Source organism: Exiguobacterium aestuarii (assembly GCF_020171655.1).
GTDB lineage: Bacteria > Bacillota > Bacilli > Exiguobacteriales > Exiguobacteriaceae > Exiguobacterium > Exiguobacterium aestuarii_A.
In genome coordinates, this window is record NZ_JAIVAC010000001.1 from 282,320 (window position 1) to 298,355 (window position 16,036).

General features: G+C 50.9%; 15 protein-coding genes and 1 other RNA gene. 14 read left to right on the top strand and 2 right to left on the bottom strand.

Annotated features, from left to right (window positions below; translation table 11 throughout):
* Nucleotides 1-19 precede the first annotated feature (19 nt).
* The 3 genes from LCM29_RS01455 (at nucleotide 20) to LCM29_RS01465 (ending at nucleotide 2,358) form a co-directional block, all read left to right on the top strand.
* Nucleotides 20-1,234 (top strand): DASH family cryptochrome, encoded by a 1,215-nt coding sequence (locus tag LCM29_RS01455; RefSeq protein ID WP_224860495.1) that lies wholly within the window; start codon nucleotides 20-22, stop codon nucleotides 1,232-1,234.
* A gap of 74 nt (nucleotides 1,235-1,308) precedes the next feature.
* Nucleotides 1,309-1,495, top strand: a non-coding RNA gene (ssrS, locus tag LCM29_RS01460) — 6S RNA.
* Between the two features lie 95 nt (nucleotides 1,496-1,590).
* Nucleotides 1,591-2,358: a ThiF family adenylyltransferase gene (locus LCM29_RS01465; protein WP_214819470.1), complete on the top strand. Its 768-nt coding sequence runs from the start codon at nucleotides 1,591-1,593 to the stop codon at nucleotides 2,356-2,358.
* Nucleotides 2,359-2,370: 12 nt separating this feature from the next.
* On the opposite strand, the gene LCM29_RS01470 is transcribed toward LCM29_RS01465, so the two are convergent.
* Nucleotides 2,371-3,687: a replication-associated recombination protein A gene (locus tag LCM29_RS01470; RefSeq protein WP_224860497.1), complete on the bottom strand. Its 1,317-nt coding sequence runs from the start codon at nucleotides 3,685-3,687 to the stop codon at nucleotides 2,371-2,373.
* Between the two features lie 60 nt (nucleotides 3,688-3,747).
* Here LCM29_RS01470 and cymR point away from each other — a divergent pair, with 60 nt between their 5' ends.
* From cymR to LCM29_RS01490, 4 genes are read left to right on the top strand one after another with little or no spacing between them, the layout of a single operon-like run.
* Nucleotides 3,748-4,155 carry a cysteine metabolism transcriptional regulator CymR gene (cymR, locus tag LCM29_RS01475; protein ID WP_026826435.1) on the top strand — a complete coding sequence of 136 codons (408 nt, stop codon included), beginning with the start codon at nucleotides 3,748-3,750 and terminating at the stop codon, nucleotides 4,153-4,155.
* 18 nt (nucleotides 4,156-4,173) lie between these two features.
* On the top strand, nucleotides 4,174-5,310 hold the full coding sequence (locus LCM29_RS01480) for a cysteine desulfurase family protein (RefSeq protein WP_224860499.1): 1,137 nt from the start codon (nucleotides 4,174-4,176) through the stop codon (nucleotides 5,308-5,310).
* On the top strand, nucleotides 5,311-6,432 hold the full coding sequence (mnmA, locus tag LCM29_RS01485; protein ID WP_214785248.1) for a tRNA 2-thiouridine(34) synthase MnmA: 1,122 nt from the start codon (nucleotides 5,311-5,313) through the stop codon (nucleotides 6,430-6,432). It begins immediately after the preceding gene.
* A gap of 10 nt (nucleotides 6,433-6,442) precedes the next feature.
* The gene (locus tag LCM29_RS01490; protein WP_214760583.1) at nucleotides 6,443-7,102 is read left to right on the top strand and encodes a tetratricopeptide repeat protein; all 660 of its coding nucleotides are present in this window, start codon (nucleotides 6,443-6,445) and stop codon (nucleotides 7,100-7,102) included.
* A gap of 57 nt (nucleotides 7,103-7,159) precedes the next feature.
* Here the strand turns inward: LCM29_RS01490 and LCM29_RS01495 are convergent, their stop codons facing one another.
* On the bottom strand, nucleotides 7,160-7,708 hold the full coding sequence (locus LCM29_RS01495; protein WP_224860500.1) for a VOC family protein: 549 nt from the start codon (nucleotides 7,706-7,708) through the stop codon (nucleotides 7,160-7,162).
* 115 nt (nucleotides 7,709-7,823) lie between these two features.
* Between LCM29_RS01495 and LCM29_RS01500 the strand changes: the two genes are divergently transcribed.
* The 7 genes from LCM29_RS01500 (at nucleotide 7,824) to mltG (ending at nucleotide 15,988) form a co-directional block, all read left to right on the top strand.
* Entirely contained in the window at nucleotides 7,824-8,510 is a 687-nt protein-coding gene (locus tag LCM29_RS01500) for a hypothetical protein (RefSeq protein WP_224860502.1), read from the top strand.
* 70 nt (nucleotides 8,511-8,580) lie between these two features.
* Nucleotides 8,581-10,788, top strand: a complete 2,208-nt coding sequence (locus tag LCM29_RS01505) for an ATP-dependent RecD-like DNA helicase (protein WP_224860504.1) — start codon at nucleotides 8,581-8,583, stop codon at nucleotides 10,786-10,788.
* A gap of 309 nt (nucleotides 10,789-11,097) precedes the next feature.
* Nucleotides 11,098-13,740, top strand: a complete 2,643-nt coding sequence (gene alaS, locus LCM29_RS01510; RefSeq protein ID WP_224860506.1) for an alanine--tRNA ligase — start codon at nucleotides 11,098-11,100, stop codon at nucleotides 13,738-13,740.
* Between the two features lie 37 nt (nucleotides 13,741-13,777).
* Complete coding sequence (locus LCM29_RS01515) at nucleotides 13,778-14,044, top strand: IreB family regulatory phosphoprotein (protein WP_015881196.1); 267 nt, start codon at nucleotides 13,778-13,780, stop codon at nucleotides 14,042-14,044.
* 1 nt (nucleotide 14,045) lies between these two features.
* Entirely contained in the window at nucleotides 14,046-14,468 is a 423-nt protein-coding gene (gene ruvX / locus LCM29_RS01520; protein ID WP_015881197.1) for a Holliday junction resolvase RuvX, read from the top strand.
* A 13-nt stretch (nucleotides 14,469-14,481) separates the two neighbouring features.
* On the top strand, nucleotides 14,482-14,778 hold the full coding sequence (locus tag LCM29_RS01525) for a DUF1292 domain-containing protein (protein WP_078146594.1): 297 nt from the start codon (nucleotides 14,482-14,484) through the stop codon (nucleotides 14,776-14,778).
* 67 nt (nucleotides 14,779-14,845) lie between these two features.
* Nucleotides 14,846-15,988 carry an endolytic transglycosylase MltG gene (gene mltG, locus LCM29_RS01530; RefSeq protein ID WP_214695437.1) on the top strand — a complete coding sequence of 381 codons (1,143 nt, stop codon included), beginning with the start codon at nucleotides 14,846-14,848 and terminating at the stop codon, nucleotides 15,986-15,988.
* The last annotated feature ends 48 nt before the right edge of the window (nucleotides 15,989-16,036 follow it).

Sequence of the window (16,036 nt, forward strand, 5' to 3'; positions counted from 1 at the left end):
GAGTGGAGGAGGTCTATTCATGAAAACAATCATTTGGTACCAAAACGATTTACGTGTCGATGATCATTTGCCCCTCGAGGAAGCATTGCGTCATGATGATCCGATTGAAGGTCATTATTTTATCAGTCCAAAACAACTTGTCGAAAATCGTTATGGCGTCATTCCGCTCGGGAGCGAACGACTCCATTTCTTGAAAGAATCGTTAGAGGATGTGGCCGGTTCATTGGATGCGCTCGGGATCCCGTTTTTTGTCCATGTCGGACATCCGCTCGAAACGCTCGACCCGACCGACCGTCTCTTGTTTCAACGGGCCATCGGGTACAATGAACGCCGGCGTGAAGAAGAGGTGATGAAAAAGTGGAAAGGGGAGTACGAGGCGTTCGGTGGATTCACGTTATTGGAAGAGGATGACATCCCGTTTGAGAAAATGCCGTTTCTCTTTACGGAGTTCCGAAAAAAGGTCGAATACGATGTCCGTCCTCGTGAACTGATTTCTCGAAAGGCGACTGCTGCCACACGCGAGGTGACGTTCCCGTTTCCGGTTCAAAAAGTCGAGCAAGACCCGAGGACAGCATTTCCGTTTAAAGGTGGCGAACTGGCTGCGAAGCGTCGGTTGAATGATTATTTGTCCGTACCGATTCGCACATATAAAGAGACGAGGAATGGGTTTGGAGTCGATGACTCGACGAAGCTGTCTGCGTATTTGGCGAACGGGTCATTATCGCCACGACGGGTATTCTTTGAACTTGAAGCGCATGAACGAACGCACGGAGTGAACGAATCGACCTACTGGCTTTACTTTGAACTGTTGTGGCGTGAATTTTTCCAATGGGTTGCTCTCGAACAAGGGAAGAAATTGTTTCGGTCACAAGGTATCCGGTCGAAGCGAAAAGACTGGCGCGTTGAGGCGGATGTCATTGAAAAGTGGCGACGGGGAGAGACGGGCGTCGATTTCGTTGATGCGTTTATGCGCGAATTGAATGCGACGGGTTGGATGTCCAATCGGGGACGACAAATCGTGGCCAATTATTTTGCCAAAGAGTTAAAGCAAGATTGGCGCTACGGGGCTGCCTACTTTGAATCGAAACTGATCGATTACGATGTCGCGAGCAATTGGGGGAATTGGGCGTACCAGGCGGGTGTCGGAAACGACTCACGCGACCGACGTTTCAACATCGATCGTCAACAGTTCACGTATGACCCAGATCGTGCGTTTCGTAACAAATGGTTGTGACCAAACTGTCACGAGAAGTCGGTGTTTCTCATTGACTTCTTTTTACAGAAGCGCTATAGTTAAATCAACAGATGGGATACCTGAGGTGTACGAGAGCCGCCTTCGTTATTTTGAGCCAACACTTTGAATACGGGAGACCGAACTGCTAACCAGATCAACTGCCTCATCACGTGCAGGAGGACTTGTGAAGGAAACGCTAGGTCACCCACCTGCATACGCAGGTTCAAAAGCAGGGCATCGTCACGGCACTCCGGGCCCCATCGATTTTTTTGTAAATACGTCGCGAGACGTCTTTTTTTTGATTATAATTCCGAGTAAAATAGTATGAGAAAATAGAATTAGTTGGAGGAAGAAATATGTTACACCAGTTTTCAAGAAATGAATTGGCCATCGGCTCTGAAGGCCTTGATGCTCTAAAGAATAAAACGGTCGCGATTTTAGGAATCGGCGGCGTCGGCTCGTTTGCGGCAGAGGCACTTGCGCGCAGTGGCGTCGGGCGCATCGTCCTCGTCGACAAAGATGACATCGACATCACGAACGTTAACCGTCAAATCCATGCATTATTGTCGACGGTCGGTCAACCGAAAGTCGAAGCGATGGGAAAACGTCTACTCGACATCAACCCGGACTTAGACCTCGTCCAATTGAAAATGTTTTATACAGAAGAGACATATGAGGAGTTCTTCGCTCAAAATATCGATTACGTCATCGACGCCTCAGATACGATTATTTATAAGATTCATTTAATCGTGGAATGTAAGCGTCGCGGCATCCCGGTCATCTCGAGCATGGGGATGGCAAACAAGATGGACCCGACACGTATCAAAGTCGTCGACATTAAAGACACGTCATACGACCCGATCGCGAAGATGGTCCGTACCCGTCTACGTAAAGAAAAAATCTACAAAGGTGTTCCGGTCGTCTTCTCTGACGAGTCTCCGATCGTGACACGCGAAGACGTGAACGAAGTCGTCGGGAAGAAAGACGCTCCGATCCGCAAAGCGAAAATGCCACCGAGTTCGAACGCGTTCGTCCCATCGGTTGCAGGACTTGTGGCTGCCGGTTACGTCATTAACGATTTGCTCGAAAAAGCGGGCGTCGAAATCAACCGCATCCAAAAATAAAACGACGCTGGCTCATTTCGAGTCGCGTCGTTTTTCCCAATAATCGAGCCGTTTTTGAATCTGTTGCTCGAATCCACGTGGTGTCGGTTTATAGTAGGTTGGTCGTTTACGGGCTAAGTTTTCTGGCCAGTAGTTTTGAGGGACGAACCCATCTTTTTCATCGTGTGGGTATTTGTATCCGACCCCGTTTCCGAGTTCGCGAGCTCCTGGACTATGAGCGTCACGGAGATGTACGGGGACAGGTCCACCCTCGACTGTCCGGACGTGATGGAGTGCCTTATCGATGGCGGTGATGACCGCATTTGATTTTGGTGAGGTCGCCAAATAGAGAACGGCTTCTGCAATCGGGATGCGGGCTTCCGGGAAGCCGATGTATTCGCTCGCTCGAGCCGCCGCATCCACGATGAGTAGTGCGTTCGGATCACTCATTCCGATATCTTCGGCGGCATGGACGTAAAGGCGACGCATGATGAAGCGCGGCGATTCGCCAGCCTCGATCATGACGGCTAACCAGTATAGCGCCGCATCGGGGTCCGACCCACGAATCGATTTGATAAACGCCGAGATGACGTCGTAATGTCGGTCACCCGTCTTATCGTATTTGATCGACTTTTGTTGAATCGATTCTTCCGCGACCTCGAGCGTGATGTGAATTTGTTCATCCACTTCTGGTGTTGTCAAGACGGCGAGTTCGAGTGCATTCAATAGGACACGGTAGTCACCATCCGCCATTTTGATATAATGGTCAGCGGCAGCTTCATCCATCTTCACCGGGTAATTTCCGAGCCCACGTGAGTCGTGTAGCGCGCGCTCAAGGACGATCCGTAACTCCTCGGCACCAGGTGGCTCAAGCCGAAATACGGTTGCCCGTGACAAGAGGGCGGCGTTCACTTCAAAGCTTGGATTTTCGGTCGTCGCTCCGATGAGGACGAGCTTTCCGGACTCAAGGGCAGGGAGGAGCGCATCCTGCTGAAGCTTGTTGAATCGATGGATCTCATCTAAAAAGAGAATCGTGCGCTCGTCCTCATAGTCAAACCGGGACTCCGCTTCACGAATGACGTTCCGCAACTCATCAAGTTTGGCTGTGACGGCGTTCAATTGGACAAATGTCGCTTTCGTGTAATTCGAAATGACACGGGCGAGTGTCGTCTTCCCGGTGCCCGGTGGACCGTATAGGATAATCGTGCCGAGTCGGTCGGCTTCGATGGCACGGCGAAGTAGCTTGCCCTCACCGATGATATGGCGCTGTCCGATGACGTCATCTAACGTTTCGGGGCGCATGCGATTGGCGAGCGGTCCGCCATTCGATTGATGAAACAAATCAGGCATACGTAACCATTCCTTTCGACAAACGTTTGTTCGATTAGTATAACAGAAGGAGACTTGAAGATGAAAATATCTACAAAAGGCCGTTATGGCTTAACGATCATGATTGCGTTGGCGCGAGAAACTGACAACAAACCGCTCAGCTTAAAGAAGATTGCGGCACGCCATGAGTTGCCGGAGCATTATTTAGAGCAATTGATTGGTCCACTCCGTAATGGGGGACTCGTCAAGAGCGTACGCGGCGCGTACGGTGGCTATCAACTCGTCAAACCGGCGGAAGAAGTGACGGCGGGTGAAATCATTCGCTTACTCGAAGGACCGTTAGCCGTGGTCGAGGATTCTGAAGCAGATGATGCGGTGAAACGGAAACTTTGGGATAAAATCAAAGAAGCCATCGATACCGTCCTTGACGAAACGACACTCGCCGATCTTGCCGAGGAAGAGTCAGACGGCTATATGTTTTATATTTAAGAACGAGGTGACCCTTACATGAACTATTTTGATCACGCTGCGACGACACCGATGCGACCAGAAGTCCTCGAGGCGATGACCCCTTACTTTTTAGAGACATACGGCAATGCGTCGAGCATTCACGGGATTGGGCGTAACGCCCGAGCGGCGCTCGACTCGTCACGTCGCGTCCTCGCGAAATGGATCGGTGCGTCACCGAACGAGATCGTCTTTACGTCAGGTGGGACGGAGTCGGATAACTATGCCTTGTTCGGTGCGGCATATGCCCATCAGGAAAAAGGCAAACACATCATCACGACAAAAGTCGAGCACCATGCCGTTCTTCATGCGATGGAACAGCTCGAGCGTGAGGGCTTCGAGGTCACGTATCTCGATGTCGATGCGTCGGGATCCGTCACTGTCGACGCCGTGCGTTCAGCCTTACGGGATGACACGATTCTCGTATCGGTCATGTACGGCAATAACGAAGTCGGGACGCGCCAACCGATTCAAGAAATCGGTGAGTTGTTACGAGACCATCACGCTATTTTTCATACCGATGCGGTACAAGCGCTCGGGACAGAAATGATTGATGTAAAGGCGATTCATGTCGATTTATTGTCGGCGTCCGCACATAAAGTGAATGGACCAAAAGGTATCGGTTTTCTTTTCATGAAAACAGGTGTAAAATTAGCGTCACGTTCTTTTGGTGGACAACAAGAACGTAAACGTCGAGCCGGCACGGAAAATGTTCCGGGTGCCGTCGGATTCCAAAAAGCAGCTGAACTCGTCATGGCAGAGCGTGAGGACCGAGTGGCTCTCTATGAGTCGCTCGATTTGGCACTACGTCAGCGCCTTGACGAATTAGGCGTATCTTATGAGGTGAACGGATCAGATCGTTTACCTCACATCGTGAACCTATACCTTCCTGGAATTGACCTTGAACCCTTCCTCATCATGATGGATATGCGGGGCATGGCGATTTCAAGCGGAAGTGCCTGCACGGCAGGGTCGGTCGAACCGTCCCATGTATTGTCGGCGATGTACGGGGATTCAGAGCGGACACGTCAGTCTGTTCGAATCAGTTTTGGCCACGGCAACTCGGTCGAGGACGCGAAACGGCTCGCGGAGCGACTACAAGAAGTCGTCTCGACATTTATGAACGGAGTGAGATAGATGAATTTACGCACGAAAGCCCCTGAAGAGACGACGGTCGTCGTCGGGATGTCAGGTGGCGTCGATTCATCGGTGACGGCCCATGTATTGAAAGAACAAGGGTATAACGTCATCGGAATCTTTATGAAAAACTGGGACGACACGGACGAAAATGGTGTATGTACGGCGACAGAGGACTATGAAGACGTCATCGCCGTCGCGAACCAAATCGGGATCCCATACTATGCGGTCAACTTTGAAAAAGAATATTGGGACCGTGTCTTTGAGTATTTCTTGGCAGAATATCGTCTCGGTCGTACACCGAACCCGGACGTCATGTGTAACAAAGAAATCAAATTCAAGGCGTTTCTTGACCATGCGCTTCGACTCGGTGCGGACTTTGTCGCAACCGGCCATTATGCACAAGTGGAATACGTCGACGGCGAACACCGCTTGTTGCGCGGAAAAGACGACAACAAAGACCAAACGTATTTCTTGAACCAACTGTCTCAAGACCAGCTCGCGCGAACGATGTTCCCGATTGGTCATATGGACAAGAAAGATGTGCGTGTCATTGCTGAAGAAGCAGGGCTCGCGACAGCGAAGAAGAAAGATTCGACCGGAATCTGCTTTATCGGAGAGCGGAACTTCAAGGAGTTCTTGTCGGAATACCTTCCGTCACAGCCAGGTGAAATGCGGACGCTCGACGGTGTCGTCAAAGGACGTCATGACGGGTTGATGTATTATACGCTCGGACAGCGGCACGGTCTCGGAATCGGTGGCGATGGGGACCCTTGGTTCGTCGTCGGGAAAGATGTCGAAAACAACGTCTTGTTCGTCGGACAAGGCTTCCATCACGACGCGCTCTATTCAGATGCGCTCCTCGCTTCGAAACTGTCTTGGACAGGGGCTGCTCCTTCAGGAGAGTTCCGGGCGACGGCGAAGTTCCGCTATCGTCAACAAGACGTGCCGGTCACGGTCGCTCCACTTGAGGGCGGCGAAGTACTCGTCAAGTTCGACGAGCCACAACGTGCCATCACTCCTGGACAAGCGGTCGTCTTCTATGACGGCGACATCTGTCTCGGTGGGGCAACGATTGACGAAGCGTACCGAAACGGAAAACGACTCGACTATATCGGATGAGGTGATTGATATGAACGCAAACGAACAAGGCATCCAAGCGATGCAACAAGGTGAATTCGAACAGGCAGCCAAACATTTCAATGAGGCGATTGAAGCGAACCCGACGGACCCGACTGGTTTCGTCAACATGGGGACGTTGCTTCAGGCGATCAACGATTACGATCGTGCCGTCATCTTTTATGACAAAGCGATTGAACTCGATGGCTCGTTCGGTGCCGCGCATTATGCGAAAGGTGCCCTTGCCTATGAACTCGAGCAATTGGAGACGGCAGAAGCGTCGCTTCGCCAAGCGCTCCTCTCGGGGATGGATGATGCCGATCTTCATTTCATGCTCGGCTTGACGTACAAAGCGATGGGTGACTTCGTTCGTGCGATGCCGCGCCTGCGTGAAGCGAAGAAACAATCGCCGGAAGACGTGGAAATCACGTTCCAATACGGACTTGCACTCGCACAAAGCGAACAGCTTGAAGAAGCGGTCGTCGCGTTAGAAGAGACGCTCGACCTCGATGCGAGCCATACGGATGCCCGTTACAACTTGGCAATCGCGTATGCGTTCTTGGGTGACCAGGAACGGACGTATGCCGAACTTCAACGCGTCTTGGAGATGCAACCGGATCACGAACTCGCACGTGATGCCATCGCGAAGATGGACGCACTGCTCGGGAACTGATCTCTTGGATAGGAAAGTGCCATCGCAATGGAGCGATGGCACTTTTTTTGATGGCAATTAAAGTTGTTTTGTCGTGATTTTGACGGGTTCCCCGGCGAAGTCGCCGTAGGCCTCGTCCATATTTTTCGTATACAGTTCGATGATGTTGTGGCTCGGGTCTTTAAAGTACGCCGAGCGTTCTTTCCCATTCTTTGTCTCGTCCTCGTCCCATGTCCGTAGTTTTACAGGCACATCGGTCTCATCTAGGATCTCGAGTGCCTTTTCAAACGACTCCATCGGAACGAAGAACGCACAGTGGACGTGGACCCCACCTTCATCATAGAGCGTGTCCCACTCGGTCACGTCCTGTTTTCGGTTCGCATCCTCTTCTTCTGTAAAGTTACGTTTTAGCCAAAGTCCTAGCCGCGTATTCCCTCCGATGTAGAGCCACGTTGCCCAAGGCTCGTTCGCTTGTTCTTGCGATTCACTTGGCTCGGCATCGTCTCCGACCCATTGTTCGACGACGGGGAGACCTAATTTCTCAGACCAAAACGAAACGGCTTCTTCCATATCTGTCACTTCTAATACAAGTTCACATAATCCGCTGACTGGAATTCGTTTACCCATATATGACTCCTCCTTCACTATGTCATTCGAACAGTTCCCGCTTTCTTCAAATCAAAAACGCGACTAGCTGTCTCAATGTCGGGGAATGACAATGGATAGAAGGAGGTCGAATCGTTTGCGAAAATTTAGCATGGTCAGTGTCATTTTATTTTTCATTATTGAGTATGTGTGGTTCACGCAATTATTTGAAACGGTGAATCAGCGACTTGCGGATGGGAAGTGGACGAACACGATTTTATATCAAGTGGTCGTCGAACCGCAGGGGCTTTTAACGCTGTTGCTCATTCTATTCGTGGCGCTCCTCATTGTCGGATGGATTGTTCATTATGTGTACGCGGAACAGAAGTCTTGGCAACTCACGTCTGAACATGTCGGGGTCGGCTGGATCGTTCCATTGATTCTTGCGATTTTAGGTTTGTTGATTCCGAACGTATACGTTCAGGTCGGGATGTTGCTCCTACAATTAACGTTCATCCTGCTCATTCCATTCATCGGACAGACCGTCCCATTCTGGAAAGTCGTGACAAATTGGTTGATTCAATTGGGGGTCATCGGTCTCGTCCTATTTGGTGCTCGGGGGATGTTGGAGGATTCGATTCGAATCGAGAAGACAGAACTCTTCACGAGACTCGAGGCGTATGAGGCGTCGGGGGACTTGGACCGAATCCAGCGGTTGATTGAAGAAGTGGACCTCGAACAAGTCGAGCGCATCTTGGACAGGGTCGACCTCGAACAACTCATTCGCATTTTGGAAGTCGTCGACCTCGACCGAATCGAGCAAATCTTGAGTCTGTTCGACTAGGTCATTTGTTCAATCGATTCATCTCGGGCTATAATGAATGATGGAAAAATAGCTGGAGGTGTCGGATATGATGGCAGCACCTTACGAGTTGACTGGAAAAGTCATTCGAGTCCTGTTTCAATCAGAAGAAGAAGCGCACACCATTGCGCTCGTACGAATAAAAGAAAAGAACTTTGAGACGGACGAGACCGAGATGGTCATCGCTGGCGTCGGGGTCGGCATCGAAAAAGGGGAAACGTATAAGGCGCACGGTCGTCTCGTCGAACATCCCCGATTCGGAAAACAGATGAAGGCCGATTGGATTCGTCGCGTCGTTCCGATGACGAAACGAGCAGCCGTCCGCTTTTTGACGAACGGCTCCTTTCCCGGAATCGGACAAAAGACCGCTCAGAAGATCGCGGATACGCTCGGGGATGATTGCATCGACCAAATCGTGAAACATCCGAGTATCTTATCAGAAGTCGAGGGGTTAAAAGAAAAGCAGGCGCGTGTGATCACGGAACGCCTGAACGTCTTATACGGGGTCGACCAACTGCTCTTGTTTCTCGCTCCGTTTGACGTGACACCGCGTCTCGCCTCAAAGATTCATAAAGAATATGAAGGACGGGCGATGGAGACGATTGAGAAGAATCCGTATGCGCTCATGTACGATGTACAAGGCATTGGATTCAAGACGGCGGATGCCATCGCCGCGCATTTCGGGATTCAAGGTATTCATCCTGAACGTATCGCGGCAGCAGTGCTTTACGTTTTAGAGCTCGAACAAGGGAACGGTCATCTCTATGTGACGGCGGAGCAACTCGAAGCGGAGATGCCTCGAATCATCGGGGCAGACCCGGGTGACGCGCTCGTCACGGCACTAGAGTCGCTTGCAAAAGACGAGCGGGTCGTCATCGATGACGGGGTCGTTTATCATCCTCGCGTGTTCCGCGCTGAACGGAAGGCGGCAGAAGAGTTGGCGCGTATTATGGCGACATCGACAACGGAAGACGTGGACATGACGACAATCTTTGACGCGGTCGGACGTGTCGAGGAGATGTTTTCGATCGAATACGCGACCCAACAGCGAGAAGCGATTGAGCTCGCGCTCAAATCACCGATCATGGTACTCACCGGTGGTCCGGGTACGGGGAAGACGACGGTCGTTCGAGGCATCATTCATGCACTGAGTGACGTATTCGACTGGAAGTTAGAGCCTGTCCCGAACCAACCGTTCCCGTTCGTCTTGGCCGCACCGACGGGTCGGGCCGCAAAGCGGCTCAGTGAATCGACGGGTCTTCCGGCATCAACGATTCACCGTCTGTTAAAGTTTGACGGAAGTTCGTTCCAAGTCGATGAGACGAACCCACTTGCGGGGAAAGTGCTCATCGTCGACGAGGCGTCGATGATTGATATCTTCTTGTTCAGAAGCTTACTCAAAGCGGTACCGAACGGCATGAAGATCTTGTTCGTCGGGGACCGCGACCAGCTCCCGTCAGTCGGACCAGGACAAGTGCTCGCCGATTTGATGGCGACAGACGGGATTCCGGTCGTCCGCCTCGACGTCGTCCACCGTCAGGCATCGGAGTCGAGTATTTTACGTCTCGCCCATTCCTTGAACGCCAAAAAGATGCCAGAAGACTTATTGGCGGCGCTCCCGGACCGTCGTTTCTACACGGCGAACCAAGAGACGGCGCTTCAAGCAATTTGTCAGATGGCAGGAGCGGCCCTCCGGAAAGGGTATTCACCATTTGATATCCAAGTGCTCGCTCCGACGTATCGAGGCGTGTGCGGAATCGATGGGCTGAACGAAGCGCTTCAACACGTGTTCAATCCAAAATCGAGTGCCCGTGAAGTGAAGCATGGGACACGCATTTACCGAAATGGCGATAAAGTGCTACAACTCGTCAACAACGCCGAGGAGAACGTCTATAACGGGGACATCGGTGAGATCACGAATATTTTCTACGCGAAAGAGAACGTTGACAAAGTCGATAAAATTTATATCCGATTCGATCAGACGGAAGTCGAATATAACCGTAGTGAATGGGATCAGTTCACCCACGCCTACGCCATCACGATTCATAAGTCACAAGGGTCCGAGTTCCCAATCGTACTCATGCCGGTCTTCTTTAACGGTGGCTTCCGCTCATCTCGAAACTTGATTTATACGGCCGTGACACGGGCGAAGAAAAGCTTGCTGTTGTTCGGGGACGTACGGGCACTCGAGGCGGCAACGCGAGAAGAAGAACCCGTACGGCGGACAAAATTGGTCGAACGCTTAGGCGGGAAGTCTTGACGTCTTCATAAGCGCATGTGATAATGACGAATAGACAACTGAAACGATACAGACGATGAAGGAAATGAGTACGTCGTCACCGCCTCTACAGAGACATCTTCCTAGGCTGCGAGAAGATGGAGGTCGGCCGACCGAAGCTATTCTGGAGTCCCCACTCAACCTGGGCGCCTCATCCACGTTAACGGATGTTCGAGGCACGGTGTTTACCGTGCGAACGAGGGTGGTACCACGAAGCGATGCTTTCGTCCCTTTCCACAGGGGCAGGCATCGCTTTTTTTCGTTTCGTTCAGAAATAAGGAGGAATTGTTCATGAAACCGCTCAAATCATTGACTGGCGCACAGATTCGCCAAATGTACTTAGATTTCTTCAAATCAAAAGGTCACAGCGTTGAGCCGAGTGCGTCGCTCGTACCGGTCGAAGATCCGACTCTTCTATGGATCAACTCTGGTGTCGCGACATTGAAGAAATACTTTGATGGACGTGTCATCCCTGCGAACCCACGAATCGTCAACGCACAAAAATCGATTCGTACGAACGATATCGAGAACGTCGGGAAGACAGCACGTCACCATACGTTCTTCGAAATGCTCGGGAACTTCTCGGTCGGAGAATACTTCCGTGAAGAAGCGATCACATGGGGTTGGGAACTCTTGACGAGTGACGAATGGTACGGTCTCGACCCAGATCGCCTCTCTGTCACGATTCACCCGGACGATGAAGAATCAAAACAAATCTGGTTGAACCTCGGCATGCCGGCTGACCGCATCATCCCACTTGAAGATAACTTCTGGGAAATCGGCGAAGGCCCATCTGGTCCGAACACCGAAATCTTCTTCGACCGTGGACCAGCGTTCGGAGACGACCCGACAGACCCTGAACTCTATCCAGGTGGAGAAAACGAGCGATACCTTGAAATCTGGAACATCGTGTTCAGCCAATATAACCATGACGGGCACGGGAACTACACAGAGCTTCCACGTAAAAACATTGATACAGGGATGGGACTCGAACGGATGGCGAGCGTCCTTCAAGACGTACCGACAAACTTCGATACCGACCTCTTCATGCCGATCATTCGTGAGACAGAAAAAATCAGTGGCGACGTATATCGTCAAGATAGCAGCAAGGATGTTGCCTTCAAGGTCATCGCTGACCACATCCGTACCGTATCGTTCGCGATTGGTGACGGGGCACTCCCGTCGAACGAAGGACGTGGATATGTCCTCCGTCGTCTTCTCCGCCGTGCGGTCCGCTATGCGAAGATGCTTGGCATCGAGCGTCCGTTCATGTATGAACTTGTCGACGTCGTCGGTGACATCATGGTCGACTTCTATCCGCAAGTGAACGAGAAAAAAGACTTCATCAAGAAAGTCATCAAGAACGAAGAGGAGCGTTTCCATGAAACGTTGAACGATGGACTCGCAATCTTGAACGAAGTCGCGAAAGCGCAAAAAGCAGCAGGAGCAAACGTGATCAGCGGTCAAGACGCGTTCCGTCTCTACGACACGTACGGTTTCCCGCTCGAATTGACAATCGAATACGCTGAAGACCATCAGATGACGGTCGATGAGGACGGCTTCAAAGAAGCGATGAATGAACAACGTGAACGTGCACGCCAAGCGCGTGCTGACGTTGAATCGATGCAAATCCAGTCTGGCGTACTCGCGGACATCACGATGCCATCGACATTCCTCGGATACAACAACCTTGAGACGAACGCGAAAATCGTCAGCTTGATTCACGACGGGGAACTCGTTGACGTCGTCGCTGCAGGGGAAGAAGCGCAAGTGATCCTCGATCAAACGCCATTCTACGCTGAGAGCGGCGGTCAAATCGGTGACAAAGGTCAAATCGTCGGCGAAGACTTCCTTCTTCGCGTAAAAGATGTGTCGAAAGCACCGAATGGTCAAAACTTGCACACGGTCACAGTCGAGTCAGGCGTCGCGAAAGCGGAAGTGGCAGTGACAGCGACGGTTGACCAAGACTCACGTCAAGCAATCGTGAAAAACCATACGGCGACGCACCTCCTTCACCGTGCCTTGAAAGACACGCTCGGCGAGCACGTCAACCAGGCTGGGTCACTCGTGACACCAGATCGTCTTCGTTTCGACTTCTCTCACTTCGGTCAAGTGACAGCTGAAGAGCTTCAATCGATTGAGCGTCAAGTGAACGAGAAGATTTGGGCATCGATCGGTGTTGACATCGAAGAAATGAACATCGCGGATGCGAAAGCAAAAGGTGCGATGGCACTCTTCGGTGAGAAGTACGGCGATGTCGTTCGCGTCGTATCGGCTGGGGACTACTCGGTTGAGCTTTGCGGTGGGATTCACGTATCTAACACGGCTGAAATTGGACTCTTTAAGATCTTGTCTGAATCAGGAATTGGCGCAGGAACGCGTCGAATCGAGGCGGTCACAGGTGCTGGCGCATACGAAGTGATGAACCAGCAAATCGAGACGCTCGAAGCGGCAGCGAAACTGTTGAAGACGAAACCTCTCGAGGTTCCAGCACGTGTTCAAGCACTCCAGGCTGAAATCAAAGATGTGGAGCGTGCTTCAGAGTCGCTCAAAGCGAAACTTGCAAACATCGAAGCTTCTTCATTGACGGATGCAATCGAAACAATCGGTGACGTTCAATTGATTGCGAAGCGTGTCGATGGACAAGACATGGACGCTCTCCGTAGCATGGTCGACGACTTGAAAGGGAAGCTCGGTTCTGCCGTGATTATCCTCGGGTCGGCGAATGGTGAGAAAGTTAACCTCGTCGCAGGTGTGACGAAAGACTTGAACGACCGTGGCTTCCATGCCGGAAAACTCATTAAAGAAGTCGCAACACGCTGTGGTGGCGGTGGTGGCGGTCGTCCAGACATGGCACAAGCAGGTGGCCGTGATGCAACAAAACTGGACGAAGCATTGAAGTTTGCTTCACATTACGTTCAATCACTGGCATAATAGAGTGTGAAGTGCAAACGGAAAGAGGTGGATTCTTGTGAGCCAAATGGATCGCACGATGCAATTCAATTTTCCAGAAGATGATCAACGTGCTAACACACGTGAGACGCTGATTACGGTATATCAAGCACTCGAGGAAAAAGGTTATCAACCGATCAATCAAATCGTGGGATACTTATTGTCAGGTGACCCCGCCTACATCCCACGTCATAATGATGCGCGAAACTTGATTCGCAAAATTGAGCGGGATGAACTTCTCGAAGAGTTGGTCAAATCGTATTTGAACGATCGTAGAGAGGATTAATATGAAGCGAGTCATGGGACTCGATGTCGGATCGAAGACAATTGGTGTCGCGGTGAGTGACCTGATGGGATGGACGGCACAAGGTGTGGAGACGGTCTATTGGACCGAACCCGACTTTGACGAAGCCGTCCGTCTCCTTCGTCCGTTTATCGAGCAGTACGATGTGAAAGAAGTCGTCGTCGGTCACCCAAAAAACATGAATGGGACAGTCGGTCCGCGCGGTGAGGCGTCAGAGGCGTTTGCCGAGGCGTTCACAGAACAGACAGGCTTACCTTGCGTGTTGGTGGATGAACGATTAACGACGATGCAAGCGGAACGGATGCTCATTTCAGCAGATGTCAGCCGCAAAAAGAGAAAAGCGGTCATCGACAAAATGGCGGCCGTGATGATTTTACAAAACTACCTGGACCGTTCCGGGAAATAAGGAGGAATCTCTCATGGCAGAAATCCGTCGTGAAGAAGAAATGTACCGTATTCCAGATGAAAATGGAGACGAGCATTTATTTGCAGAAATTTTCCGTATGACAAGCGACCGTTCGAAGAAAACATTCGTTGTACTCGAACCAGTCGGCGCTCCGGAAACAGAAGATGAAGACACAATCGAAGTATACGCATTTGAAATTGAAGAACTTGAAGATGGCGAATTCATCTTGAAGCTCGTCGAAGACGATGAAGACTTCGAAGAGGTCATGGAAGCATTCGATATCGTCAATGACGAAGTCGGTCTAGACTAAATAGGGGACGGGCGGCTAGGGATTTCCCTCGTCGCCTCTCTTTATAAAATGAACAGGGGAGAAATGCATGAATCATCCATCTATGTCAGATGAGAAACGTGCCCGCAACCGGATCGTTCGTCGCATCACGGTTGTCATCCTTGCCATCTTCCTTCTCGTCATCGCCACAGGCTCGGCACTCGCTTACGTCTTTGTGAAGCGCTCCGTCGAACCGATTGATCCGACATCGACGGAAACTGTTGAGGTCGAAGTCCCACTCGGTGCCGGTTCGGGATATATTGGTGAATTACTAGAAGAGAATGGGCTTGTAAGGAGTAGCACGATTTTCCGTTTCTATACACGCTTTAAAAACGAGTCATCGTTCCAAGCGGGGACGTATACGTTGTCACCATCTCAATCAATCGATGAGTTGATTGAAACGTTGCAAACAGGTAAAGTCATTGTGGTTCCTGATATCAAGCTCGTCATTCCGGAAGGGTTCACAATCGACCAGGTCATCGCTCGACTTGCGAAAGAGGCCGATATTCCGAAAGAAGAGATTTCCGAACAATTGAGTGACCGTGAATATATCAGTTCGCTCGTGAACGAGCATGAGATGTTGACGGAGGAAGTATTGCAGGAAGGCATTTATCATCCGCTTGAAGGATACCTGTTCCCAGCAACATATGAATTCAATAAAGGGGTAACACTCACTGAAATCATCGATGAGATGCTACTCCCTACTGAAAGTATGTATCAAGAGTACAAAGGTCGTTTGGCCGATTCAGGACGTACCTTCCATGAGACGCTCGCGCTCGCATCGGTTGTCGAGAAAGAGGCTGTGTCAACGGAAGACCGGAAAGAGATTGCCGGTGTCTTTGAAAATCGTCTGAACGACGGTATGAAATTACAGTCTGACCCGACCGTTTGGTATGGCACTGGGGAGACGTCGATTTTTACTTCATTCGCAGATTTGGAGAACGATTCCTTATATAACACGTACCGTTATGAAGGGATTCCGATTGGTCCAATCGCGGCTGTCAGTCGCGACGCGTTTGAGGCGGTACTCAACCCGAACGACACAGAGAACATTTACTTCTATGCACGCCCTCCACGTGAAGGGTTCCCGAATGGGGAAGTCTTGTTCGAAGTCAATTATGAGGACCATCAACAAAACGTCAATACGTACCGTTCCGAATGGGAAGCGTTTGAAGAAGCGAACAGTAATTGATGGGACGACCGGAAGCGGATGCTTCCGGTCGTTTGAATGAAGAGAGTT

Bases quoted from the DNA above. Each gene is read 5' to 3' on its own strand.
- mltG (WP_214695437.1), top strand. From the start codon at position 14,846: ATGAATCATCCATCTATGTCAGATGAGAAACGTGCCCGCAACCGGATC.
- cymR (WP_026826435.1), top strand. From the start codon at position 3,748: ATGAAAATATCTACAAAAGGCCGTTATGGCTTAACGATCATGATTGCG.
- LCM29_RS01465 (WP_214819470.1), top strand. From the start codon at position 1,591: ATGTTACACCAGTTTTCAAGAAATGAATTGGCCATCGGCTCTGAAGGC.
- alaS (WP_224860506.1), top strand. From the start codon at position 11,098: ATGAAACCGCTCAAATCATTGACTGGCGCACAGATTCGCCAAATGTAC.
- LCM29_RS01490 (WP_214760583.1), top strand. From the start codon at position 6,443: ATGAACGCAAACGAACAAGGCATCCAAGCGATGCAACAAGGTGAATTC.
- LCM29_RS01495 (WP_224860500.1), bottom strand. From the start codon at position 7,708: ATGGGTAAACGAATTCCAGTCAGCGGATTATGTGAACTTGTATTAGAA.
- ruvX (WP_015881197.1), top strand. From the start codon at position 14,046: ATGAAGCGAGTCATGGGACTCGATGTCGGATCGAAGACAATTGGTGTC.
- LCM29_RS01505 (WP_224860504.1), top strand. From the start codon at position 8,581: ATGGCAGCACCTTACGAGTTGACTGGAAAAGTCATTCGAGTCCTGTTT.
- LCM29_RS01470 (WP_224860497.1), bottom strand. From the start codon at position 3,687: ATGCCTGATTTGTTTCATCAATCGAATGGCGGACCGCTCGCCAATCGC.
- LCM29_RS01480 (WP_224860499.1), top strand. From the start codon at position 4,174: ATGAACTATTTTGATCACGCTGCGACGACACCGATGCGACCAGAAGTC.
- LCM29_RS01525 (WP_078146594.1), top strand. From the start codon at position 14,482: ATGGCAGAAATCCGTCGTGAAGAAGAAATGTACCGTATTCCAGATGAA.
- mnmA (WP_214785248.1), top strand. From the start codon at position 5,311: ATGAATTTACGCACGAAAGCCCCTGAAGAGACGACGGTCGTCGTCGGG.
- LCM29_RS01455 (WP_224860495.1), top strand. From the start codon at position 20: ATGAAAACAATCATTTGGTACCAAAACGATTTACGTGTCGATGATCAT.